This window comes from Haloterrigena gelatinilytica (genome assembly GCF_013342145.1).
Lineage (GTDB): Archaea > Halobacteriota > Halobacteria > Halobacteriales > Natrialbaceae > Haloterrigena > Haloterrigena gelatinilytica.
In genome coordinates, this window is record NZ_JABUQZ010000001.1 from 3,175,546 (window position 1) to 3,198,740 (window position 23,195).

The following is a 23,195-nucleotide window of genomic DNA, read 5'->3' on the forward strand; positions in this document are numbered from 1 at the left end:
ACCGCCGCGTACATGACAGGTCTCGAGATCCTCGTCCTGATTGCGGTCCTCGTGGGCGTGCTGGTCGCCGCAGTTCTCGTCCGCGCGCTCGCTCCCTTCATCGTTAACGCGGTCGCGGGACTCCTCGTATTGTTCCTCAGCCACGTCGTCTTCGGCCTCTCGATCGCCGTCACACCCGTAGTGCTCGTGATCGTCGGTCTCGGCGGGATCCTCGGCGCGGCCGTCGTACTCCTGTTCGCGCTGTTCGGTGTCGCCTTCGTTCCGTAGTCGCTATCGCCACCCCTGGCGACCCCCCGGTCGCCAGCCCCGGTCCCGACCGACCGTCAATTCCCCAGCAGCCGCGCGATATCCTCGTCGGTCGCTTCGGTCGACGGCTCGACGGCGAACTCGAACTCGCCGTCGGGTTCGTCGGCTCCGTCGGTCCACGCCGCCAGCAGATCGGCGACCTCCTCGTCGGTCGCTTCCGGCAGCGATTCCTCGCTGCCCTCCTCGGCGACGACCGCGTCGAAAATCTCCCCGAACGTCGAGACGACGCGATCCTCGTGGCGCGTCGGATCGAAGTGAAAGTGCGCGTACGCGTCGACACTCGAGAGCCGATTGGTCAACACGTGCGCGAACTGGAAGACGTCCTTCGGCGGCGTCGAGCGGAGCAAGGCGTCCAGCGAATCGAAACAGACCGTGAGTTGTTCGTCGGACCAGTATTTACAGAACCGACTGACGGCGACACCGATGGCGGAGAGATCAGTCGGATCGCGAACCGTGTCGACGACGACTCGCTTCTCGAAATCGCGGGCCGACTCGGCGGTGTCCTCGATCAGGACGTCCCCGACCGTCAGGAGGCCAACCTTCCCGGTCACCGCGTCCGGATCCGGTCGATCCGGCCGGTTATCCGCGAACGAAACCCTGAGATCTGCCGTCGCGCCGGTGTCGTGGCAGAGGTCCGGACAGACGGCTGGCTCGCACTGTTTCTCGTGAACGAGCAAGACGTTCGCCGGCGGATCGATCGCGGAAGGGGTTGCTGGCTCCATTGGTCTCTCCGGGCTGGTCCCCGGCGCTACTCGTATCTCGGACGACGCACTCTTTACCGTTCCGGCCGCTGATAGGTTCGGCAAAAGCGTTCCGGCCGATACGTGTGGACTTGAAGTACGAAACGACTCGAGGGCGGCAGCGAGACGACTACAGGTCGTCTTCGCGCAACTCGAGGTCGGCGACCAGTTCGTAGGGGTGGGCGTCCTTCCGGATGCCGTCAAGCAGGGCGAAGGCCTCGCCGGGATCGAGGAAGTGCTGGGTGACCACCTGCCCCAGCGGCGTGGGCTCGAAGCCGTCGATGAAGTCGTACTCGAGGAGTTTGCCGACGGCGTGTTTGGTGGGGACGTCGCCGAGCATGCGGTCGTTGAGCGACTTGGCGGCCTTGCCGCCGACGGTGACGTTCGCCAGCGTCTCCTCGACGGCCGCGGCCTCGTCGTAGTGGGTCATCACCGACTCCATGTCGCCCTTGAGGAGCTTGAACGCCACCTCGTCCTCGGTCATCTCCATCGAGTTGTGATAGGAACAGTCGGGTTCGACCAGCACGTACACCGTCCCCTTGTCGTGGTAGTCGGGTCGGCCGGCGCGGCCGAGCATCTGGTGGAACTCCTGGACGGAGAGCCACTCGATCCCCATCGCCAGCGAGTCGAAGACGACCTGCGAGGCCGGGAAGTCGACCCCCGCTGCGAGCGCCGCGGTCGTCACGACCGCCGAGAGCTCCTGCTCGCCGAACTGGCGTTCGACCTTCTTCCGTCGCTTGTAGTCCAGCCCGGCGTGGTAGGGGGCGGCCGAGTAGTCCAGTTTCCGGCTGATCTCGTGACACCGCCGGCGGGAGTTCGTGAAGATGATCGTCTGCCCTCGATACCCCTTCGAGGACTCCGTGTCGAACTCCCGTTTGACCAGCTTGTTCTCGATGCGGACCTTCTCCTGTCCGTCGGCGAAGGTGACGTGGCGCTCGATCGGGACCGGGCGCTCCTCGAACTCGATGAGCTTCGATTCGAGGGCCGTCGCGAGCTGTTCGGGGTTGCCGACGGTCGCCGAGAGGTAAACCCACTGGGCGCCGCCGTAGTCGTCGCGTCGCTTCGCGCGCTGCTCGCAGGTGTACTTGAGCCGCGAGATCAGGCCGTCCAGGCGGTGGCCCCGTTCCTCCTCTTTGAGGGTGTGGACCTCGTCGATGACGACGGTCCCGATGTCGCCCATGTCCTTGCCCGTCCGGAGGGCGTGATCGATCCCCTCGTAGGTGCCGACGATGACGTCGGCGTTCGGGTCGAACTGGTTGCCGTTGTCCGAAATGCGGCTCGCGCCGACCCGAATGGAGACGTCGACGAGGTGGCCGTACTCGTCCTGGAAGTCCTCGTACTTCTGGTTCGCGAGCGCGACGAGGGGGACGAGAAAGAGCATCTTCCCCTTGCCGTTTAAGACGCGGTTGATCCCGGTCATCTCGCCGACCAGCGTCTTCCCGGTCGCCGTCGCCGAGACGACCATCTGGTCGTCGCCGTCGAACAGGCCGTGGTCGACGGCGAGGCTCTGGACCGGCAGTAGCGTCTCGAACCGGTCCTCGAGCAGGTTCTGCAGCCCCGGATGCAGGTTCAGCGAGTCCACCCGGACGGGGTCGACCTCGTCGGTCGTCGCCGAGATGGTATCGAACTTCGTCAGGTCCGGATCTAGCTGCCCCTGCAGCAGGTTGACGATCCGCTCTAAGTCCTGGACCTCGAGCATGAGGTCCTCGAGGCGATCCTTCGCGGCGGCCGTCACCTCGCCGCTGCCCGAGTAGGTGAGCTGGCGCTCGAGTTCCTGGCGGGCGCAATCGCGGCAGATCCAATCGTTGTCGTCCTTGACGGCGGTCTCGGTCGTGATCGGCGAGTACCGCCCCGCGGAGGCGCAGTAGCGACAGGTCCGGACGGCCTTGGTCTTGTCCTCGAGCTGGTAGCCCTCGAGCATCTCCCGCAGTTCGCGTCGCTTCTCGGGAGCGGTCTGCTCGGAGATGCGGATCCGCCCGGCGCGGCGGGCGAGTTCGATGAACTCGTCGGGCTGGCGGGGCTCCTCGCTCGAGCCCTGCTTCAGCCGGAACTTCGCGGGTCGTGGGCCCGCCGACGTCTCGGAGAGGCCGAGCTTCGCCCGGAACAGTCGCTTTCCGTCGCGTTCGACGACGACGAGGTAATCGTCACCGGTCGCGTGACAAAAGATCGTTTCGACCTCCTGGACCTGCTTCGACACGAGTGGCCGTACGGCGGGACGGTATTTCAGCGGTTCGGACTGCACCGAACTCGAGCGCGAACCGCGGAAGCGACCGCCGCTGTCGGTTTCGGTGCGCCCCGACGGGCGGCGACGACGTATCCGTTCGTACCGACGACGAGCGGACTATAGCCGTACATATCACTAATAGTGAATTACACGTAGGGGTGACGGAATTCCCAATTCGATGGATTTGAATCCGTTACGGGGAGTTCCGGGCGTTCGAAGCAGCTACGCGCTTCGGTTCGGTGCCGCGCTATTCGTGGTGGTGCTCGTCGTGGGGGTGTTCGGCGGCGTCATCTACGCACACACCGGCTCCGAACTCGAGGACGACGTCGAGTCGCGGCTCGTCAGCGACGCCGAGAGCGACGCCGAGCGACTCGACGGCTGGTTGGAATCGTCCGAACGAAATCTGGAATCGCTCACTCGGTCGCTCGAGTTTCGAAACGACGACCGCGTTTCGATCTCCGACTCGTTACACCGGCTGAACGAACGCCCCGGTTTCGAGGGGGCGTACTACGTCGACGCCGGGAACGGGACCGTCGACGTCGAGGCCGGAACGGACGCCGTCGTCGAGGGCGGTCGCCTCAGCGAGGCGGCCGACGAACGGCTCTCGAGCGCGATCGAGGCCGAGGGCCGGGCCACGTTCACCGAGACGTTCGAGACCGCGGACGGACGGCCGGCGATGCTCGCTGTCAGCACCGTTCCCGGCGACTCGGATCACGTCGTCGTCGGCCTCGTCGACCTCGAGTCGCTGTCTCGAGCGGTGATCGCCAGCGACGGGACGAAAGACGCGGTCGTCGTCGACGGCTCGGGGACCGTCGTGCTCGCCGAGGACCGCTCGCTGCTCCTTCGCGACGACGTCCTCGAGGCGGGTTCGGTCGGCGACGGCGCCGGAACGACGTCGATCGAGTCCGACGCGGACGGCGAGACCGTCGTCGGCTACGCGCCGATCGAGAACGGAAACGGAGAGTGGACGATGACGACCCGCGTCCCCGCCGCTCAGGCCTACTCGCTGCAGTCGGACGTCTCGCTGCAGATCCTCGCCATGCTGGGCGTCGTCGTCGCGAGCATCGTGGTGCTCGGCGCGACCGTCGGCCGAAACACCGCCCGGTCGCTGCGGGACCTCTCCGAGCGAGCGGCGGCCATCGAGGACGGGAACCTCGAGGAGCCGGTCGAGTCCGATCGGCGCGACGAACTCGGCGAGTTACACCGGTCGATCGACCGGATGCGACGGTCGCTCCGCGACCGCCTCGAGGAGACCGAGGCGGCCCGCGCCGAGGCCGAGCGGGCTCGGACCGAGTCCGAACGGTTCTCCCGGCACCTCGAGCGGACGGCCGACGAGTACGGCGAAACGATGCGCGCCTGCGCGGACGGCGACCTCACGCGTCGGCTCGAGCCCGACGACGAGAGCGAGGCCATGGGGGCCGTCGCCCGGGAGTTCAACGGAATGATGGACGACATCGAGGCGACGGTCGCCGCGACGCGGGCGTTCGCCGACGCGGTCGACCGGAGCGCCGAGTCGACGGCCGAGGGCGTCGCCGAGGTGCGGTCGGCCTCCGAGCAGGTGACGACGTCGGTCCAGGAGATCGCCGACGGCGCCGAACGCCAGAGCACGCAGCTCGCGGCGATCGCCGACGAAGTCGACGAACTCTCGACGACGACCGAGGAGATCGCCGCGAGCTCCTCGCAGGTGGCCACGCTGGCGGAGCGGACCGCCGCCACGAGCACGGACGCCCGCGAATCGGCGCGCCGGGCGATCGACGGGATGAACGCCATCGAAGCGGAGGCCGCCGAGGCCGTCGCGGAGGTCGACCGACTCGAGGACGAACTCGAGGCGATCGACGACCTGCTGGCGTTCATCGGCGACGTGACCCGGGAGACGAACATGCTCGCGCTCAACGCCTCGATCGAGGCGGCGCGCTCGCGCTCCGACGACGCGGAGTTCACCGCGGTCGCGGACCAGGTCAAGTCCCTCGCCGAGGACACCCAGGAGGCGGCGACGGACATCGAAGCCCGCCTCGAGCGGGTCAACGAGCAGGCGACCCGAGCGGCGGCCGTCGTCCGCGAGACCGACGAGCGGATCGCGGACCACCGCAGCGCGGTCGAGACGTCGGTCGCGGCCCTCGAAGAGATTTCCGAGTTCGCCGACGAGACCAACGACGGGATTCAGGAGATCTCGGCGGCGACCCAGCAACAGGCCGCCGCGACGCAGGAGGTCGTCTCGATGACCGACGACGTGACGGCGATCAGCGAGGAGACCAGCGCCGAGGCGGAGACGGTCGCCGCGGCCGCGGAGGAACAGACCTCGTCGCTCATCACGGTGTCGCACACCGCGACGTCGCTGTCCGAGCGCGCACAGGAGCTCTCCGACGCGCTCTCGACCTTCGAAGTGACGGCCGAGACGGACGCGGAACGCGAGCCAGTGAGTCGCGAGGGAGACGATGCCGTGTCTGACGATGCGGACGAATCAACGGCCGACGGGACTGGCGAGACGTCGACGGACGCATCGCAGGAATTCACGTGGGCCGAATCGCAGTAAGCGGCTGCAGCCGACGCCGTTTGCCGTCTGGAGAACCGAAAGACGGATCTTCAGAGTTCGCAGCGGGCCTCGAGTCCGGTACTCGAGAAACCCTTCGAGGGCCGTTTAGAAGTCGCCGTTGACGATGTCGCTGACTTTCTGTCGGTCGAACAGTTCCTCGTCGACGCCGTAGAGCTCCGAGGCCAGCTGCTCGGTGACGAGCAGGTTGAGGATCGGTCCCTGGTAGAGCGGACCGGCCCGATAGACGTCGTCGTTCTGGACGGCCGTCAGCTGCCGTGCGACGTCGTGGTTTTTCATCGGTTCGACGGTGTTCTGGACGAACTCCTCGCGGGTCCGGTACTGTTCGCCGCGCAGCAGGATGTTGTCCGGATCGATCTCGAGCAGCGTCTCGTAGTCGACTTCGCCGCCTCCGCTGTGGAAGTCCTCGACGTCGGTGTTGGCGAGCGCGTCCTTGTACCCGAGGTCCTGGAGGTGTTTGTAACTCGTTCCCTCATCGATGATGTAGGTAAGGAAACTGTCATCCTGAGGCCACAGGACGGCGACCTGCTGATCGTCCGAGGGGACGACGTCCTCGATATTCGTCTGGAACTCGTCGTGTAGCGCCTCGAACTCCTCGTAGCGTTCCGTTTCCTGGAAGACCTCCGCGAGTTTCTCGAACGCTTCGTACAGCGTCAGATACTCGTAATCGTCGTGGAAGCCGTAATCCTGCGAGAAGATCGTGTTGCCGAAAAACGGCGTTCCCGTCGACTCGACCTGTTCGATGTCGTCGTCGCTCCACTTCCCCTGCCCCTTGAGGAAGTTCGGGTCCATGACGAAGACGTCCACGTCATCACTCAGCTCCATGAACTCCTCGACGGTCAGTTCGTCCTCCCAGAGCGAATCGATGTCCTCCGAATTGACGTTCACGTCGGGAATCTCGTCGTAGTACGGCGTGTGGTACCGGTGGGAAAGATAGAGGGCCTCCGGTGGCTCCTGACCCAGTGCGACCCCCATATCGGCCCAATCCCCGGTGCCGGCGGCCCACGTCTCGGGGACGCCGTCGAACTCGACCTCGCCGACCGGTTCCATCGTCACCGAGTATTGGGAGTCGTCGTCGGACCCGAGGGAATCGATACAGCCGGCCATCGCGCTCACGCCGGCGATCGCCCCGCTCGTTCGAAGGACGTTGCGTCTCGTCCACGTGGACTCGTCGGTCATCAATCTTTAGGTTGACCTAAACCATCAAAAGTGTTCCGAACTAATACGGCCAGAACTGCGCTCGGCGCGCGGTACGGGCCCGTCGAGTTACGTGTTACCGGCGACAATATCGGCTACGGCCTGTCGGTCGAACAGGTCCTCGCCGCCGAACGCGTTCGGGAACAGTCCCTGCGCGACCCGCTCGAGTTGGAAGAGGTGGATGATCGGACCCTGGTAGGTCATGCCCGCGTAGACGACGCGATCGTTTCGCACGGCCTCGAGTTCGCTCGCGACGTCGTGATCGCGGAGGAAGGAGACGATCCCGTTTTCGAACTCCTCCTCAGTCACTTGGCCCTGTTGTCGGATGGCAATCACGTCGGGATCGATCTCGAGTAACGTCTCGTAGTCGACCGTGCCGCCGCCGGCCTGTGCGTCCTCGATGTCGTTGGTACCCAGCGCGTCGCGGACGCCGAGATCCGTCCAGTGTTTCGACTGCGTCCCCTCGTCGATGAGGTAGGGGTAGAACTCCTCGGGTTCGGCCGAGGCGGGAACCAGCACCGCGACCGACGGGCTCTCCTCCGGCCGCCGCGACTCGAGGTCGGCGATCACCTCGTCGTGCAGCGTCGCGAAGGCCTCGTAGCGCCCGCGCTCCTGGAACAGTTCGGCCACTTTCTCGAAGGCCTCGTACAGCGTGTAGCGGTCGTAGTCGTGCCAGTCGTAGCTGGCCGAGAAGATCGTGTTCCCGATGAAGGGCGCGACGGTGTCGGCGATCTCGTCGACCTCGTCCCGACTCCAGCCGAGCCGGTTGATCATGAAGTTGGGGTCGATGAGGTGGACGTCGGCGTCGAGTTCGTAGAAGACCTCCTGTCCGGTGCCGCCGTCCCAGAGTTCCGTGAGCTCGCCCGCGTCGACCGAGACGCCCGGGAGTTCGTCGTAGTAGTGGGTGCCGTACAGGTGAGCTCGGCCGACGCCGACCAGCCCGTCCCCCTGACCGAGCGCGACGCCCATGTCGGCGTAATCGGCCGTGTACGGGAGCCACGACTCGGGGACGCCGTCGAACTCGACCTCGCCGACCGGTTCCATCGTCACCGAGTAGGTGCTCCCCTCGTTCGACGACCCGGACTCGCCGAGGCAGCCGGCGCCGATCCCGAGGCCGGCGAGCGCTCCGGTCGTCTTCATCACGGTCCGTCTCGTCGTTCCGTCGTCGGTTGGCATTAGGTTTTAGGCTGGCCTAAAACAATATAGTTTTTCCGACTGTTAGCGCTCGGGTAGCGCTCGACGGGGCAACACCTGCAGTTCGGGCTCGTGCTGAACGGTCGCCTCGACGCCGAAGACGTCGGCCAGCAGCTGCTCGGTCACGACTTCCTCCGGCGGCCCCCAGTCGTACAGTTCCCCGTCGTGCATCGCCACCAGGTAGTCCGCGAAGCGGGCGGCCTGCGCGATGTCGTGGAGGATGACGGCCACGGTGACCCCCTTCTCCTCGTTCAACTGGCGGATCGTCTCGAGGACGCGGAACTGGTGGTGGACGTCCAGGAACGTCGTCGGTTCGTCGAGCAGGAGAACGTCCGTGTCCTGGGCCAACACCATCGCGATCCAGGCCAGTTGCTTCTGGCCGCCGCTCAGTTGGCCGAGTTCGGCGTCCCGGAGGTCCTCGATTCCCGCCAACTCGAGGGCGCGTTCGACGGCCGCGTGGTCTTCCTCGCTGACGCTGTCGAAGAAGCCCCGGTGCGGGTAGCGGCCGTGGTAGATCAGATCCTCGACGGTGATCGAACCCAGCGAGTCGTTCTCCTGGGAGAGGACGCCCAGTTCGCGGGCCAGTTCCTTCCGGTCGAACGTGTCGAGTTCCTTGCCGTGGATGCGGACCGTCCCTCGTTCGGGCTCGAGGTGGTTCGAGAGCGACTTCAGCAGCGTACTCTTCCCGCTGCCGTTTGGCCCGACGAGCGCGGTTACGGCGTTTTGGGGAATGTCCAGTCGGGCGCACTCGACGATCGTCTCCTCGCTCGTCGGGTAGCTCAACGAGAGGTCCTCGCCGACCAGCGCGCTCTCGACCGCGACGCCGTCGCTGTCGGTGATCCGTTCTTGCGTCATCTGCGTCTTGTTCTGTGCCATTATAGCTCACCCATGGACTGCTGCTTGCGCATCAGATAGAGGAAGTAGGGACCGCCGACCAGCCCGGTCACGACGCCGACGGGCATCTGCATCCCCCCCAGCGCGAGGCGGGCGCCGACGTCGGCGGTGACCATCAGCGCCGGACCGGCGAACAGGCAGCCGACCATCAGCTGTCGGTAGTCGCCGCCGACGACGTTCCGGACGATGTGCGGAACGACGAGGCCGAAGAAGCTGACGATGCCCGCGACGGCGATCGCGACGCTCGCCGCGAGAATGGCGACCCCCGAGAGGAAAAAGCGGACGCGCTCGACGCGCATCCCCAGCGACTTGGCGGTGGTCTCGCCGAGCAACAGGACGTTCAACTGTCGCGAGCTGGCGAGCGCGATGGCGATCGCAGCGATGCCCGGAATGAGGGCGATCCGGACCTCTCCCCAACCCGTGCCGGTGAACGAGCCCGTCAGCCAGGCGATCGCCGTCTGGGCGACGCCGAGGTCGTCCACGAAGAAGAACAGCCCCTGCTGGAGCGACTGGAAGACCATGTTGACGATCACGCCCGCGAGCACGAGGCGAACGGGGCTGGTCCCGCCCTTCCAGGCGATCCCGTAGACGATTAGGAAGGCGACGGTCCCGCCGAGCGCGGCGATCAGCGGGAGGTACGGCGCGAGCCCGGTGAAGACGACGAGCGTCGCCAGCACCGCGAACCCGGCGCCGGAGCTAACCCCGAGCACGAAGGGGCTGGCCAGCTCGTTTCGGGTCACCGCCTGGAAGATCGCCCCGGAGATCGCCAGCGTCGCGCCGGCGATGATCGCGACGAAGACGCGAGGGAGCCGGAGGTTCCACACCACGACGCTGTCCGTGCTCATCTCGGGGAGCTCGGTGCCGAAGAGAAACGACGACCAGGCCTCGAGGTTGAAAAGCACCGTGGGCTCGAACACGGCCGACCACGCCTCCACGAACGTCATCGAGTACTCTCCGAACGTCACCTGTACGAGTCCGGCGACGACCGTGATGACCGCACTCGCCAAACAGAAGAGCACGAGCGTCCCGGTAACCCAACCCTCCCGGTCCCGAGTCGCCGCGTGCTCGCCGACCGACTGCGCTTCTACCATCGGGGTTTAGGTTATCCTAAAAGACGTTTAGTACTTGTGGTTGCCGACCGAGTCGGGACGACCTCTCCGTCCGCTCTCCGTGACGTTCACTCGAGCAGTTCGATCTCGTCGTCGCCGTTCGGGACGGCGCAGATGAACGCGCCGGGATCGTCGCCCTCGTTGCGGTACCAGTGGACCGTTCCCGCGGGGATGAGCAGCGAGTCGCCGGCTTCGACCGCGTACTCCTCGTCTCCGATGCCCACGGTGTACTCGCCCTCGAGGACGTACTGCTCGTGTTCGACGTCGTTGGTGTGTTTCGGCACCGCGGCGCCGGGCTCGAGGACGAACCGGCGGATCGCGAAGTGGGGCGCGCCGTGGTCGTCGCTGACGAGGACGCCCTTCTCGAGGCCGTCGGCCGCGTCGACCGTCTCGTACTCGATCTCGTCGCGACGGCGAATCAGCGGGTCGGACATACCTCGAGTCGGCGCCGAACCCACAAAACGATCCGGGTCGATCGCTACAGCGCGCCGCGCAGTCGAGCGAGGAGATACCAGACGCCGCCGAGGGCGCCGAGAACGAGCGGGAGGTTGAAGAGGATGATCGAGCGTTCGGGAACGCCGATTGCAGGGCGAACATGTTGTCGACGACGACCGCTCGCGCCTACGTATATCCATTATCCATTCCAACACGTATGCGCCGATACCGCTCCGCCGGGATTGCGATTATACCGCAGCCGACGGCGCCGCCGCTGGCCGGTGTAAAATACAGTTCTGAAGTGCCGATACCTCCGCGAATTCGCCTTACAGGCGCTCGACGTTCGTCGCGCGCGGGCCCTTGGGGGCCTGCTCGATGTCGAACTCGAGCTCCTGTCCTTCCTCGAGGTCCGGGCCGCCGATGTCTTCCATGTGGAAGAAGACGTCCTCGTCCGCGTCCTCAGTTTCGATGAATCCGTAGCCGCCAGTGTCGTTGAAGAAATCAACGGTTCCTTTCGCCATTGCTTCTGAAGAGAACGCCGCGACACTGATAAAGCCTGCGGCTCGACTCAGCTCTCGATATCGAGGGTATGGCGGGCTATCGGCCCCGTTTCGTCGAAAATCGGCGTTCGGTCACCGTTCGTCGCGGTCCTCGAGTCGATGGATCGTCACCGAGACGAAGAAAACCAGGATGAACAGGAAGAATCCGACGACGAGTCCGCCGAGTTCGATCGCGCCGATGTCGCCGGGGCTGACGACCGCCAGGACGACCAGCCCGCCGAGGAAGACGAGAACCGTGAACAGCCCGACGGCGTAGTAAAACCCCGTATCGGACTCGAGGAACCGTCGCATGCGAGAGGAATGCGCGTGCGAATAGCAAAACGGTACCGACGGCGACGATCTCGCGCCCCGAGAACGGTAGCGGCGAGCTCTACGGCGATAGCGGGAGTGCGATGACAGCGGCCGCGAGCGCCGACAACGACGGCAGCGAAGCCACCTCGAGCGCACGGCGCGGCGGGTCGGCGTGCGAACGGCGATCCTTGCATTTTGTCAACAGAAGTTCCTTATAGCCGTCGCGGACAAACGGACCGTATGACGGACTACGATCTCGACGCGGTCGATCGGGAGATTCTCTACGCGCTCCAGGAGGAAGCCCGGAACCTCTCGTCGAGTGAGATCGCCGAGCGGACCGACGCGTCCTCGAGCACCGTGCGCAAACGCATCCAGCGGTTGGAGTCGGAGGGCGTCATCAAGGGCTACAGCGCCAACATCGACTACACGAAGTCGGGGTATCCGATCCGGATGCTCCTCTACTGCACGGCGTCGATTCCGGAGCGAGGCGACTACATCGACGATCTACTGGACATTTCCGGCGTCGTCTCGGTACAGGAGTTGGTCACGGGCGAGCAGAACCTGCTCGTGACGGCCGTCGTCAAGAACGACCGAGAGATCACGCCGATCGCACAGGAGATCTCGGACATGGGGCTGACGATCACCGACGAAGTGCTCGTGCGGAGCCACCAGTCGACGTCGTTCGACGAATTCTCCTCTCAGTAACGCACCGAAGCGGCTCCGTTTCCGAACGGATACCCCTCCGTTCGCCCGTTCTCGTGCCCGTTCGGTGCGATTCCTGTGACCGTCGACGAAGACGTTCCGCGACTGAGACATTCGCGTCGAGCGCCGTGTTTATCACGATCGTCCACCATGGAGCTAAAGCCGAACGATTTGTTCGAACCGAAGGCTATAATAACCAGTCTGTTCGTATAATGGGTGAAGACGACCGGCCGTGCAAGTGTTGCCGGGACCGGTTCGGCGCGACCCGGCCGAGATCCCGCGCTGGTCGAGCGCGAAATCGAAGCATGACCGACGAAAGTGCACCCACATCCGACGACGCCGTCGCACAACTCTCCGAACCGACGCCATCGACCTCGCTCGTTCCGCGAGCGTCGACGCGGACGGTCTGGACGCTGTTCGCCCTCAGCGTCGGGGTACTCGCGCTGGCGGCCCGGAACGGAGCCGGCTGGGAGTTCGCGGGCGCGCTGCGCGTCGACGGGCTGACCGCGGTGATGTGGGTCGTGGTCACCTTCTTCAGCGGGATCGTCCACAGCTACTCCCGGCGCTACATGGCCGGTGACCGTCACATCGATCGGTTCTACTACCGCGTTCTCGGGTTCACGCTCGTCGTCATGACGCTGACCGCGGCCGACCACGTCGCGCTGTTCGCGGCGGCGTGGCTGGCGATGGGACTGCTCATGGCGTCGCTCATCGGTCACGTTCGCGAGTGGGAGCAGGCCCGAGCCGCGTCCGCCCTCGCTCGTCGATACTTCCTCGCCAGCAGCGGCCTGCTGGCCGCCTCGCTGGCCCTCCTCGCCTGGGCGACGGGCGCGACCACACTCACCGGCATCTTCGGGGCTCTCGAGGGCGTCTCGCGGACGGTCGGCCTCGTCGCCGCCGGCGGGATCGTCCTCGCGGCGGTCATCCAGTCGGCCCTGTTCCCCTTCCACAACTGGCTGCTGTCGTCGATGACGGCGCCGACGCCGGCGTCGGCCCTGATGCACGCCGGATTCGTCAACGCGGGCGGGATCTTGCTGACCAGGTTCGCTCCGGTGGTCGCCGACCACCTCGCCGTCATGTCGCTCGTCGTCCTGTTCGGCGCCGTCAGCGCCCTCCTCGGACAGGCGATGATCCTCGTCCAGACGGACGTCAAACGCAAGCTCGGCTGTTCGACCATCGCGCAGATGGGCTTTATGATACTGCAGTGCGGCCTCGGCTTCTTCGCCGCGGCGATCGCCCACCTCGTCCTCCACGGCTTCTACAAGGCGTACCTCTTCCTCTCGTCGGGCGCCGCCGTCGAGCAAGCGGTGCCGAGAGACGAGAAGCAAACCCACCTCGGCTTCTCCGGGGTCGCCGTCAGTCTGCTGACCGCCGTCGGCGGCGGCGTCCTGTTCGGCGTCCTCACCGGGAAGGCGACGAGCCTCGAGTTGAACAGCGGGACCATCCTGACGCTGGTCGTGGTCCTGACGACGCTGACCGCGGCACGGGACATCCTGCGGCGGTCGACCCTGCCGGCGTCGGTCAGGTTCGTCAGCGCCCCGCTGGTCGTCCTGACCGCGATCAGCGGCTATGCCATCGCGTTCAACGCCGTCTCGACGATGCTCTCGGGCGTGCCGATGACCCACGTCTCGACGGAGATGACGATCGCCCACTACCTCGTCGTCGCCCTGTTCGTCGGCGCTTATCTCGTGGCCGAACTCGGCTGGTACCACTCGAGCAAGCGCCTCTACGTGACGCTGCTGAACCTCTCCCAACCCGATCCGAACACCGTGCTCACCGACAAGGAGGACTACAATGACGCGTAAGGAAATCGACGACCGTCGTCGCATCGAGGAGCGTATCGACCGCGCGGCCGAGCGCATCGGCTCCGTCTGGCCGCTGCACTCGTTCGTCACGGCCAACCCCCTCTCGGGGTTCGAGGACGAGCCGTTCCACCGGGCCGTCGCGGAGGGCGAACGCCTGTTCGGCGGCCGCGGCTACCCGCATCCGTCGGTCTTCCGCCGGGCGTGGGAGACCGGCCGGATCGATCCCGACGCGCTTCAAGCGGAACTCGAGGCCCGCGGCATCGACCGAGAGCCCGAGACGCTCCTGGACGAGATGGCCGAAGCCGAGGCGGAACGCGGCTCCGAGACTGACGACGCGACCGCGGCCGTCGACCGCGTGCTGACGAAGTGGCTCGCGGCCTTCCTCGATCAGGGCCAGTCGAAGTGGCCGATGCCCGACCGCGAGGCGGGGTTCTACGCCGCGTGGCGCGAGATGGCGCCCCACGACGGCGACGTGCCCGGCTGCGACGACCCCGACGACCTTCCCGAGACGGCGACCGAGGCCCTCGAGGCGGTGCTGAGCGACTCCCCCGAAGAGCGCTGGGAGGACGTCATCGAGTACCACCTCGCCGCGCTCCCGGGCTGGAGCGGGTTCATCAAGCAGCGGACCGACGCCGACGCCAACGCGTGGCAGGAGCAGTACCCGATCACGCTGCCGGAGTATCTGGCGGTGCGGCTGACGCTGGCCGACCTGCTGGACGCGCCGATCGATCCCGAGGCGGTCGACGACGGCGACGAGACGACCGTCACCACTGCGGACGCGAGCGACGCGGACGACGAGGTTCCCCTGCCCGAGATCTGGCTGACCGCGTGGGAGCGCAGCTACCGCGAGCGCCTCCTCGAGGGGATCGACGACTCGGTGACGGACCCGTCGGACGCCGACGGAGAGCGACCGGCCGCGCAGCTCGTGTTCTGTATCGACACCCGCTCGGAGGTGATCCGCCGCCACATCGAGGCCCAGGGCCCCTACGAGACCCACGGCTACGCGGGCTTCTTCGGGGTTCCGATGCGCCACCGAGAGTACGACTCGCACGCCGAGACCGACGCCTGCCCGCCGATCGTCGACCCGCAACACCGCGTCGTCGACCGTCCCGACGAGGAGACCGACGCGGCGACGGCCCGCGACCGCTGGACCGGCGTGTCGAACGCGGTACGCAAACACTTCAAGACGCTCAAGAACAACGTCGTCGCCGCGTTCACGTTCGTCGAGGGCGCCGGCAGCGCCTACGGCTCGGCGATGGCCGCGCGGACGCTGTCGCCCTCGGCGATCGCGAAACTCGAGCGCGCCGTCGCGGAGCGCGTGCCGAGCTACCACGAGGCCGCCTCCCCGGCCGTCGACTACGACGCGTACGGCGACCACGACCACGCCGACCACGACCTCCCGCAGGGGATGACCCTCGAGGAGAAGGTCGAGTACGCCGCGACGGCCTTCGAACTCATGGGGTGGACGGAGTTCGCTCGCCTGGTCGTCTTCGCGGGCCACGCCAGCGAGACGACGAACAACCCCTTCGACTCGAGTCTCGACTGCGGGGCCTGCGCGGGGAACCCGGGCGGCCCGAACGCCCGCGTGCTCGCCGAGATCTGCAACGACGAGGACGTGCGGGCCGAACTGCGCGAGCGCGGGATCGACGTCCCCGAGGACACCGTCTTCCTCGCGGGCGAGCACAACACGACGACCGACGAGATCGAACTGTTCGACGACCCGGTGCCGGAGAGCCACCGCGAGGATCTCGCGTCCCTGCGCGAGGACCTCGAGCGCGCCCGTGCCGGGGCCGCAACAGAGCGCACTGACGACGCGACCGGCGGCGGTCCGGACGACGGCGTCGCGGCGGTCGAACGCAAAGCGGCCGACTGGGCCGAGGCCCGCCCCGAGTGGGGGTTGGCCGGCAACGCCTCGTTCGTCATCGGTCCCCGCGAGCTGACCGCCGACCGGAACCTCGACGGGCGCGCGTTCCTCCACTCCTACGACTGGACGACCGACCCGGACGGGGACGCCCTCGAGGCGATCTTCACGGGGCCGCTGGTCGTCACCCAGTGGATCAACAACCAGTACTACTTCGCGACCGTCGACAACGCGGTCTACGGCAGCGGCTCGAAGATCACCCAGAACCCGATCGGCAACGTCGGCGTCCTGCAGGGCAACGGCGGGGACCTGATGACCGGCCTGCCGCTCCAGTCGCTGAAGGTCGACGACGACCGGCCGTATCACCAGCCGCTGCGGTTGACGGCCGTGATCCACGCGCCGGTCGATCGCGTGACCGAGATTCTCCGCGAGCACGAGGACGTGCGCACGCTGCTCGACAACGGCTGGATCGGGGACCTGACGGTCGTCGATCCCGAGCGGGACAACGCCGCCTTCCGGTACGCCGGCGACCTCGAGTGGGCGGCCGACGTCGAACTCGAGGTCGAACCCGAGGCGACGGCGGAACCGGAGCCCGAGCCCGCGCCGACCCCGCAGACGGCGGACGACGACTGAGGGGGCGCCGGGAGACCGAGTTTCGCTGTGTGACGACGCCGTCTCGGAGCACTCAAGAGACCCGTTCTACTAGGGGCGGGCAATGGGGCAGAGTCTCCTCGCAGCGCTGTTCGGCGACCCGTTCGCGGTGATGAACACGATCGGGTTGATCGCGTTCGCCCTCGTCGGCTCGTCGAAGGCGATCCGGGAAGAGTTCGACTTGCTCGGGGTCACCATCGTCGGGTTGGCGATGGCGTTCGCCGGCGGGGCGACGCGCGACATCCTCGTGACGCGGGTGCCGTTAGCGCTTCAGTCCCCGATCGAAATCGGTCTGGGACTGCTCGGTGTCGGGTTAGCGATCGGGCTGAGCGCCGTCCTCACGGCTCCGGACACGCATCCGATCACGTTGGTCGCGGACGCGATCGGGCTCGCCGCGTTTACCACGACCGGTGCGATCGTCGCCACCGAAGCGAGCGTGTCGGTGTTCGGCGTCGTCGGTATCGCGACGATCAACGCGGTGGGAGGCGGCGCGTTCGCCGATATCCTCCTGGATCGCGCACCGTTCATCCTGTTCGACGATTTCTACGCGAGCTGTGCGGTGCTGGGCGGGTGCGCGTACTTTATCGCGACGGTCGCCGGCGCCTCCGGGAACACCGCCGCCGGAATCTGCGCGGGCGTGACCGTGGTAACGCGGTTAGCCGCAGTCACGTACGATTGGACGCTGCCGACGATACAGGGCTTAGGGTTCGTCGAGCAGTGATCCGGTCGAACGGCTGAGAGACGCAGTGCGGGAGAGGCGGTCTCGAGGCGAATTTGAGAAAAACAGTTCTCCCCCGCGTGGATCTCGAGACCCGGCCCCGCGAGCGGTTCCACGCCTACCCAGTTTCGAATCGACTCCTCGCCTACCGGTAGAGCAGACTGCGAGCTGTCGCCTCGTAGCCCTCGGGCACGATCTCGGCGAGCGCGTCGGGGTCGGTCTCGCCGTCGGCGCTGACGAGGTACGCGCGGCCGGGTTCGTCGCCGTAGACGCCCTGAAAGTCGTAGACGAAGCCGTAGATCTCGATGTCGTCGGGGACGTCCGCGGCGTCGCAAAGCGAGCGCACCTGATAGTCGACGTTGTACTCGACGAGCTGGTTGACCACTCGGTCGTCGTCGGCGTCGGTGTCGACGAGGCCGCTCTCTATGGCCTCCTCGACGACGGGGACGAGCTGGTCGACCCACTTGTCGACGCCCTGCGGGCCCGGGGGCTCCTCGCCGGTCGCGACGTGGTAGGCCGCGGTGACGGCGCCGCAGCCGGTGTGGCCGACGACGGCGACGACGTCGGTTCCGGTGTGGTGGATCGGGTAGAGGACGCCGCCGTCGACGATCCGCTCGCCGCCGTCCTCGTCCCAGACCTGGTTGCCGATGTTGCTCGGCGTGAAGACCGCGCCCGGGCGTTCGATGCCCCACATGCCCTCGTGAGAGACCCGCGAGTCCGAACAGCAGATCGCGACGACGGTCGGGTGCTGGCCCGTCTGCACCGCCGCGAAGTAGTCCGCGGGCAACGCCTCGACGTGGCGCTCGTTGCCGGCGAGCAGTTTCTCGAGCGTGTCCCGATCGGATCCCATAACGAGACGTACACGAACAGCGACCAAAAAGGTTCGACTCGCCGGCGGCCGCGATCGCGCCGGCCTCGCGTTCGGATCGGCGGTCGACCGTTCGTCACCTTCCGCGAGCCCAACGTTCACCCGTCGGGGCGCCGTCGTACGCGTATGGCAGAGACCAGACAGTGGCGACTCGCGAGCCGTCCCGTCGGCGAACCGACCCGCGACGACTTCGAACTCGTCACCGTCGACCGTCCCGAACCCGACAACGGCGAGGTGCTCGTCGAGACGCTCTACCAGTCCGTCGATCCGTACATGCGCGGTCGCATGCGCGACGCGGAATCGTACGCCGAACCGTGGGACGTCGGCGACCCGATGAAAGCGAGCGTCGTCGGCGAAGTCCTCGAGTCCAACGCCGGCCAGTTCTCGGCGGGCGATATCGTCACCGGCGACCTCCTCTGGGCGGAACACGCCGTCGCGGACGCGAACGAACTCCAGCGGGTCGATCCGGACCGCGGGCCGATCTCGACGGCGCTGGGCGTGCTCGGCATGCCCGGCGTGACGGCCTACTGGGGCCTCAACGACGTCGGCGACCCGAAACCGGGCGACACCGTCGTCGTCTCCGCGGCCGCGGGCGCGGTCGGCTCCGTCGTCGGCCAACTCGCCCGTCTCTCGGGTGCCCGCGTGGTCGGCACCGCCGGTAGCGAGGCCAAGATCGAGTGGCTCACCGAAGACCTCGGCTTCGACGCCGCGATCAACTACGAGGAGACCGACGACCTCTCGAGCGCGGTCGACGAGGCCTGTCCCGACGGCGTCGACGTCTACTTCGACAACGTCGGCGGCCCGATCACGGACGCCGTCTGGCCCCGACTGAACGTCGACGCCCGCGTCGCGGTCTGCGGCCAGATCGCCCTCTACAACGAGACCGAGGTGCCGACCGGCCCGCGGAAGCTGGCCAAACTCATCGAGACCCGCGCGACGGTCGAGGGCCTGCTCGTCAGCGACTACCAGCCCCGGTGGGGCGAGGCGCTCGAGCGGCTCTCGACGTTCGTCCGGAACGGCGACGTCCAGTACCGCGAGAACGTCATCGAAGGGTTCGAGAACGCGCCCGACGCCTTCCTCGGGCTGTTCGAGGGCGAGAACATCGGGAAGCAGTTGGTCAAGGTCGCCGAACGCGAGGACTGAACCGCGCACACGGCCGGCCAAGTCGGTCTATCCGGGCACTCAGACGATGTCGGGGGTTATCGGATACGACCACGCCTCGCCGTCGGCGGCCTTGACCGCGGCGACGACGCAGAACACCAGATCGACCACCGGTAGGACCAGGAAGGGAACGATGCCGACGACGATGAAGGTGAGAAAGAACGAGACGATCATGTAGATCGTGAACGCGATCTGCCAGTTCAACGCGTTTCGCGCGTTCTCCTCGACGAACGGGTCCTCAGTGGCGACGAGGACGATCAGCGGTCCGATTGCCCACGTGACTAGCGCGAGCACGTGCGTGATGGCCGCGAGCGTCGTATCGCCGTTGGAGCGTCGGCTCGAGGCGTATTCCGGCCTCGAGTCGCTCCAGGAGTCGTCAGACTCATCCCAGGAACCCGCCGCGCTCGAGGACCCCCACGAGTCGTCGGCGGCGTCCCGGGAACGGTCCGTTCCTGCGGATTCCCACGAGTCGTCGTCACTCACCGCCTCCCCGCACTCGCTGCAGTAGTTCGCGGTCGGCGAGAGCGAGGCACCGCAGTTCGGACAGTGCTCGGATACCATGGTCTGACATCGAGCCGTCGGAAAAATAACTGTACCACAGACGACTCGACGGATCGCGGTCAGTCCGTCAACCCGTAGCCGATCTTGAACAGGTAGACGTCGATCGCCAGCACGATTCCGGTGGCCGCCACGAGAACTCCGAGGGCGAGCAGCGGGCCGAAGTCGGTGTACGGAGCCGGAAGGACGCCGACCTCGATCAGGTCCGAGTGACCCAGTAGTCCGTACCGGACGCTGTCGACCATGTAGACCATCGGGTTCACCAGCGAGAGCTGGACCTGCCAGGCCTGCTCGAACGTCTCGAGGGAGTAGAAAACGGCCCCGAAGAAGACCAGCGGCCGAAGGATGAACTGGTTCATCACGGTCAGGTCGTCGAAGTCGCGGGCGACGAGGCCGCCGATGATTCCCAACCCCGCGAACAGCGACGTGATGACGACCATCGTGGCGACGAGGAACAGGCCGTGCTCGATACCTATCGGGACGAACAGCCGTCCGACGGCCGCGATGATGACGCCGACGATCAGCCCCCGAACCGCGCTGGCCGCGACGTAGGCGACGACCATCTCGGCGTAGGACAGCGGCGAAGTCAGCGTCTCGTGGATGTACTCGTTCCACCGGCCGTGAAAGATCGAGAACGAGGCGTTCTCGAAGGCGTTCGAGATCGCCCCTAGCACGATGAGGCCGGGGACGATGAAGAGGATGTAATCGAAGCCGGCGATCTTGTCGATCCGACCGCCCAGAATGAGCCCGAAGACGGCGAAGTAGAGCACGTTCGTGATCGCCGGCGGCATGAACGTGTTCTTCGGGCGGCGGACGAACCGCAACACCTCGCGCCGGAACAGCGCGCGGAAGCCGACGGACAGCATCAGGCGACCCCCTCCTGTTCGCGCTCGCGCTCGGACAGCTGGCTCTCCTCCGCTTCGTCCGCCTCGTCCGCGCTCGAGGCCGACGACCGGGTCACCGTCCGATCCTCGCTCCGAGTCAGGTCGACGAAAATCTCCTCGAGCGACGTGCGGGTGATCTCGAGGTCGGCGATCTCGTGGCCCCGCGCCTCGAGGTCGTTCAGCAGCTGCGGCGCGGTCGAACCGCCGTCGTCGACGCGGACCTCGAGGGTCTCGCCGCTCGTCGTCACCTCGTGGGCGTACGCGCCGAGATCGGTCTCGAGGTCGGCCGCCGCGCTCGCGGAGACACCGGACTCGAGGCGGACGGAGATCGTGTCGGTGCCGCGCTCTTTGAGTTCGTCCGGCGTCGCGACGGTCACCTTCCGGCCCTCGTTCATGATCGCGACCCGATCGCAGAGGCGTTCGGCCTCCTCGATGTAGTGGGTCGTCAGGAGGATCGTCGTCCCCTCCTCGTTGAGTTCCGTCACGAGTTCCCAGAGGTCGTGGCGCAGTTGGACGTCGACGCCGGCCGTGGGCTCGTCTAAGATGAGCAGGTCGGGATCGGTCACCAGCGCCCGCGCGAGCAGCAGACGACGTTTCATCCCGCCGGAGAGCCAGTCGAAGCGCTCGTCGCGCTTGTCGTAGATCCCGACGCGCTTGAGCACTTCGTCGGCGCGCTCGGCGGCCTCGTCCTCGGGAACGCCGTGGTAACCGGCCTTGTGCATCAGCACTTCCTTGATGGGGAAGAACCGATCGACGTTGAACTCCTGGGGCGCCAGTCCGATCGCGTCGCGGGCCTGTCGGTACTCCGTCTCGACGTCGTGGCCGAAGACCCGCGCCTCGCCGCCGGACTTGCGGACCAGGCCGACCAGCGTGTTGATAAAGGTCGTCTTGCCCGCACCGTTGGGACCGAGCAGGCCGAAGAACTCGCCCTCCTCGACGGTCAGCGACAGCTCCTGCAGCGCGCGCAAGTCGCCGTATTCCTTCACGAGATCGACGGTCTCGATGGCCGGTGGCATCGGCGGTGAGTCGGCCCCGACCGCGGTTAAGAATGTTGATTGCGGCGCTCGAGGCGGCCGTTTCGGACGGTTTTGCCGGTTCGTCGCTCGACGGCGCGTCGTCGAGGCGAATGAGTCGGCCGTCGCGGCGGATGGATCGCCCGCCGTCGCACCGATCAGTCCGCGGTCCGCAGTTGGCCGCTGGGGTTGACCGCGCCGCTTTTCTGGACGATGTCGAAGGCCGTCATCACGTCGGACCGCGAGATCAGGCCCACGAGGTCGCCGTCGTCTACGACGAGCAGCCGACCGATGTCGTTCTCGCGCATCTCCTCGATCGCCGTCATCGCGTCCGAGTCCGGGGTGATCGTCCGCAGGTCGGTCGTCATCACCTCGTCGACCGTGAACGCGTCGCGTTCGACCGGATCGATCTCGCGGGCGTCGGTCAAGGTCACGAGTCCGACGAGGCGTTCGCCCTCGAACCCGCTGGTGTCGATGACCGGGTAGCCGGTGTGGCGCTCGGTGAACATCCGCTGGACCAGCTCCGCCACCGTGGTGTCGGGTTCGACCGTGTGGAGGGCGCTGGCCGGCGTCATGATGTCGCCGACGGTGACGTCCTGGAACGCGGCCTTCATCGTCACCTGCTGGGCCTCGCTCGAGGCGGCGATGTAGACGAAGAAGGCGACGCCGATGAAGATGATGCTGAACTGCATGAGTCCGATCAGGCCCATGACGACCGCCAGCAGCTTGCCGACGCCGGCGGCCTGTTGGGTGGCCGTCGCGTACGGGCGGCTGCGGGCGAGAAACGCGCGGAGAACTCGCCCGCCGTCCATCGGGAACGCGGGAATCATGTTGAAGACCGCGAGCACGACGTTCAGAATAGCGAGGTAGCCGAGAACGAACCGGGCGCCGTCGAGGCTTTCGGGAACCGCCAGAAAGAGCGCGTACGAACCGACGCCGACGAGCACGGAGACGATCGGACCGGCGATGGCGATGGTGAGCTCCTGTCGCCAGTCCTCGGGCATCTCCGAGAGCGCGGCGATGCCGCCGAACAGCCAGAGCGTGATCGAGTCGATCGGAAACCCGTAGCGCTGGGCCGTCAGCGAGTGACCGAGTTCGTGGAGCACGACGCCGACGAACAGCCCGATCGCCGCGGCCAGGCCGAGTAGCCACGGCATCGTTCCGGCGGTGATAGCGCCGACGTCGATGCCCGCCGCGAGCCCGTCGTTGAGCAGCCCCGCGACGGGTTCGATCTGTTCGCCGATGAGATAGGCGAACAGCGGGAGCACCAACAGAAACGTGAGATCCAGCTTGATCGGAATCCCGAACAGGGATCCGATTCGAAAACTCCGAGGCATGCCCCATGTTACCCGTGGAAAGGCCTTAAAAACGCCGACGGAGGGGGTGGGGTCGCCGTTCGTCACCGGTTCTCGACCCCGTCCCGTACTCGCCGGCCGCCCAGCGGAATCGGACCCCCATTAGATCGCTGTTCGC

At 66.6% G+C, this 23,195-nt stretch carries 21 protein-coding genes; 7 read left to right on the forward strand and 14 right to left on the reverse strand.

Going from position 1 to position 23,195, the window contains the following annotated elements; genetic code table 11:
- Positions 1-12 precede the first annotated feature (12 nt).
- Positions 13-267, forward strand: coding sequence for a hypothetical protein (locus HTZ84_RS15810; RefSeq protein ID WP_008892908.1), 255 nt, complete (start codon positions 13-15; stop codon positions 265-267).
- 56 nt (positions 268-323) lie between these two features.
- Here HTZ84_RS15810 and HTZ84_RS15815 read toward each other — a convergent pair whose 3' ends face one another.
- Both HTZ84_RS15815 and HTZ84_RS15820 read right to left on the reverse strand, forming a co-directional pair.
- Positions 324-1,028 carry a DUF7504 family protein gene (locus HTZ84_RS15815; RefSeq protein WP_174681556.1) on the reverse strand — a complete coding sequence of 235 codons (705 nt, stop codon included), beginning with the start codon at positions 1,026-1,028 and terminating at the stop codon, positions 324-326.
- Positions 1,029-1,176: 148 nt separating this feature from the next.
- Complete coding sequence (locus HTZ84_RS15820) at positions 1,177-3,243, reverse strand: DEAD/DEAH box helicase (RefSeq protein WP_174681557.1); 2,067 nt, start codon at positions 3,241-3,243, stop codon at positions 1,177-1,179.
- Positions 3,244-3,448: 205 nt separating this feature from the next.
- On the opposite strand from HTZ84_RS15820, the gene HTZ84_RS15825 reads away from it, so the two are divergent.
- The gene (locus HTZ84_RS15825) at positions 3,449-5,803 is read left to right on the forward strand and encodes a methyl-accepting chemotaxis protein (RefSeq protein ID WP_174681558.1); all 2,355 of its coding nucleotides are present in this window, start codon (positions 3,449-3,451) and stop codon (positions 5,801-5,803) included.
- Between the two features lie 105 nt (positions 5,804-5,908).
- On the opposite strand, the gene HTZ84_RS15830 is transcribed toward HTZ84_RS15825, so the two are convergent.
- The 7 genes from HTZ84_RS15830 to HTZ84_RS15860 form a co-directional block, all read right to left on the reverse strand.
- Entirely contained in the window at positions 5,909-7,000 is a 1,092-nt protein-coding gene (locus HTZ84_RS15830) for an ABC transporter substrate-binding protein (RefSeq protein WP_174681559.1), read from the reverse strand.
- Between the two features lie 87 nt (positions 7,001-7,087).
- Positions 7,088-8,194, reverse strand: a complete 1,107-nt coding sequence (locus HTZ84_RS15835) for an ABC transporter substrate-binding protein (RefSeq protein ID WP_174681560.1) — start codon at positions 8,192-8,194, stop codon at positions 7,088-7,090.
- Between the two features lie 42 nt (positions 8,195-8,236).
- Positions 8,237-9,088 carry an ABC transporter ATP-binding protein gene (locus HTZ84_RS15840; RefSeq protein ID WP_174681561.1) on the reverse strand — a complete coding sequence of 284 codons (852 nt, stop codon included), beginning with the start codon at positions 9,086-9,088 and terminating at the stop codon, positions 8,237-8,239.
- Entirely contained in the window at positions 9,088-10,197 is a 1,110-nt protein-coding gene (locus HTZ84_RS15845; RefSeq protein ID WP_174681562.1) for a FecCD family ABC transporter permease, read from the reverse strand. Before HTZ84_RS15845 ends, HTZ84_RS15840 begins: the two co-directional genes overlap by 1 nt.
- An 86-nt stretch (positions 10,198-10,283) precedes the next feature.
- Positions 10,284-10,649: a cupin domain-containing protein gene (locus HTZ84_RS15850; RefSeq protein WP_174681563.1), complete on the reverse strand. Its 366-nt coding sequence runs from the start codon at positions 10,647-10,649 to the stop codon at positions 10,284-10,286.
- Between the two features lie 327 nt (positions 10,650-10,976).
- A complete protein-coding gene (locus HTZ84_RS15855; RefSeq protein ID WP_007259363.1) occupies positions 10,977-11,171 on the reverse strand; it encodes a cold-shock protein in 195 nt (64 codons plus the stop codon).
- Between the two features lie 111 nt (positions 11,172-11,282).
- Positions 11,283-11,501 (reverse strand): hypothetical protein, encoded by a 219-nt coding sequence (locus tag HTZ84_RS15860; RefSeq protein ID WP_174681564.1) that lies wholly within the window; start codon positions 11,499-11,501, stop codon positions 11,283-11,285.
- A gap of 240 nt (positions 11,502-11,741) precedes the next feature.
- On the opposite strand from HTZ84_RS15860, the gene HTZ84_RS15865 reads away from it, so the two are divergent.
- The 4 genes from HTZ84_RS15865 (at position 11,742) to HTZ84_RS15880 (ending at position 17,241) form a co-directional block, all read left to right on the forward strand.
- Positions 11,742-12,206, forward strand: a complete 465-nt coding sequence (locus HTZ84_RS15865) for an Lrp/AsnC family transcriptional regulator (protein WP_008892919.1) — start codon at positions 11,742-11,744, stop codon at positions 12,204-12,206.
- 302 nt (positions 12,207-12,508) lie between these two features.
- Positions 12,509-14,008, forward strand: a complete 1,500-nt coding sequence (locus tag HTZ84_RS15870) for a proton-conducting transporter transmembrane domain-containing protein (protein WP_174681565.1) — start codon at positions 12,509-12,511, stop codon at positions 14,006-14,008.
- Positions 13,998-16,502, forward strand: coding sequence for a DUF2309 domain-containing protein (locus tag HTZ84_RS15875; RefSeq protein ID WP_174681566.1), 2,505 nt, complete (start codon positions 13,998-14,000; stop codon positions 16,500-16,502). Before HTZ84_RS15870 ends, HTZ84_RS15875 begins: the two co-directional genes overlap by 11 nt.
- A gap of 82 nt (positions 16,503-16,584) precedes the next feature.
- The gene (locus HTZ84_RS15880) at positions 16,585-17,241 is read left to right on the forward strand and encodes a trimeric intracellular cation channel family protein (protein WP_174681567.1); all 657 of its coding nucleotides are present in this window, start codon (positions 16,585-16,587) and stop codon (positions 17,239-17,241) included.
- A 142-nt stretch (positions 17,242-17,383) separates the two neighbouring features.
- Here HTZ84_RS15880 and HTZ84_RS15885 read toward each other — a convergent pair whose 3' ends face one another.
- Positions 17,384-18,088 (reverse strand): carbonic anhydrase, encoded by a 705-nt coding sequence (locus HTZ84_RS15885; protein ID WP_174681568.1) that lies wholly within the window; start codon positions 18,086-18,088, stop codon positions 17,384-17,386.
- A gap of 144 nt (positions 18,089-18,232) precedes the next feature.
- Here HTZ84_RS15885 and HTZ84_RS15890 point away from each other — a divergent pair, with 144 nt between their 5' ends.
- The gene (locus tag HTZ84_RS15890; RefSeq protein ID WP_174681569.1) at positions 18,233-19,249 is read left to right on the forward strand and encodes an NADP-dependent oxidoreductase; all 1,017 of its coding nucleotides are present in this window, start codon (positions 18,233-18,235) and stop codon (positions 19,247-19,249) included.
- Positions 19,250-19,288: 39 nt separating this feature from the next.
- Here HTZ84_RS15890 and HTZ84_RS15895 read toward each other — a convergent pair whose 3' ends face one another.
- From HTZ84_RS15895 to HTZ84_RS15910, 4 genes are all read right to left on the reverse strand, one after another.
- Positions 19,289-19,828: a zinc ribbon domain-containing protein gene (locus tag HTZ84_RS15895; protein ID WP_174681570.1), complete on the reverse strand. Its 540-nt coding sequence runs from the start codon at positions 19,826-19,828 to the stop codon at positions 19,289-19,291.
- Between the two features lie 59 nt (positions 19,829-19,887).
- Positions 19,888-20,691 (reverse strand): ABC transporter permease, encoded by an 804-nt coding sequence (locus HTZ84_RS15900; RefSeq protein WP_174681571.1) that lies wholly within the window; start codon positions 20,689-20,691, stop codon positions 19,888-19,890.
- On the reverse strand, positions 20,691-21,725 hold the full coding sequence (locus tag HTZ84_RS15905; RefSeq protein WP_174681572.1) for an ABC transporter ATP-binding protein: 1,035 nt from the start codon (positions 21,723-21,725) through the stop codon (positions 20,691-20,693). The genes HTZ84_RS15900 and HTZ84_RS15905 overlap by 1 nt, the downstream gene beginning before the upstream one ends.
- 155 nt (positions 21,726-21,880) lie before the next feature.
- A complete protein-coding gene (locus tag HTZ84_RS15910) occupies positions 21,881-23,059 on the reverse strand; it encodes a CBS domain-containing protein (RefSeq protein ID WP_174681573.1) in 1,179 nt (392 codons plus the stop codon).
- Positions 23,060-23,195 lie beyond the last annotated feature (136 nt).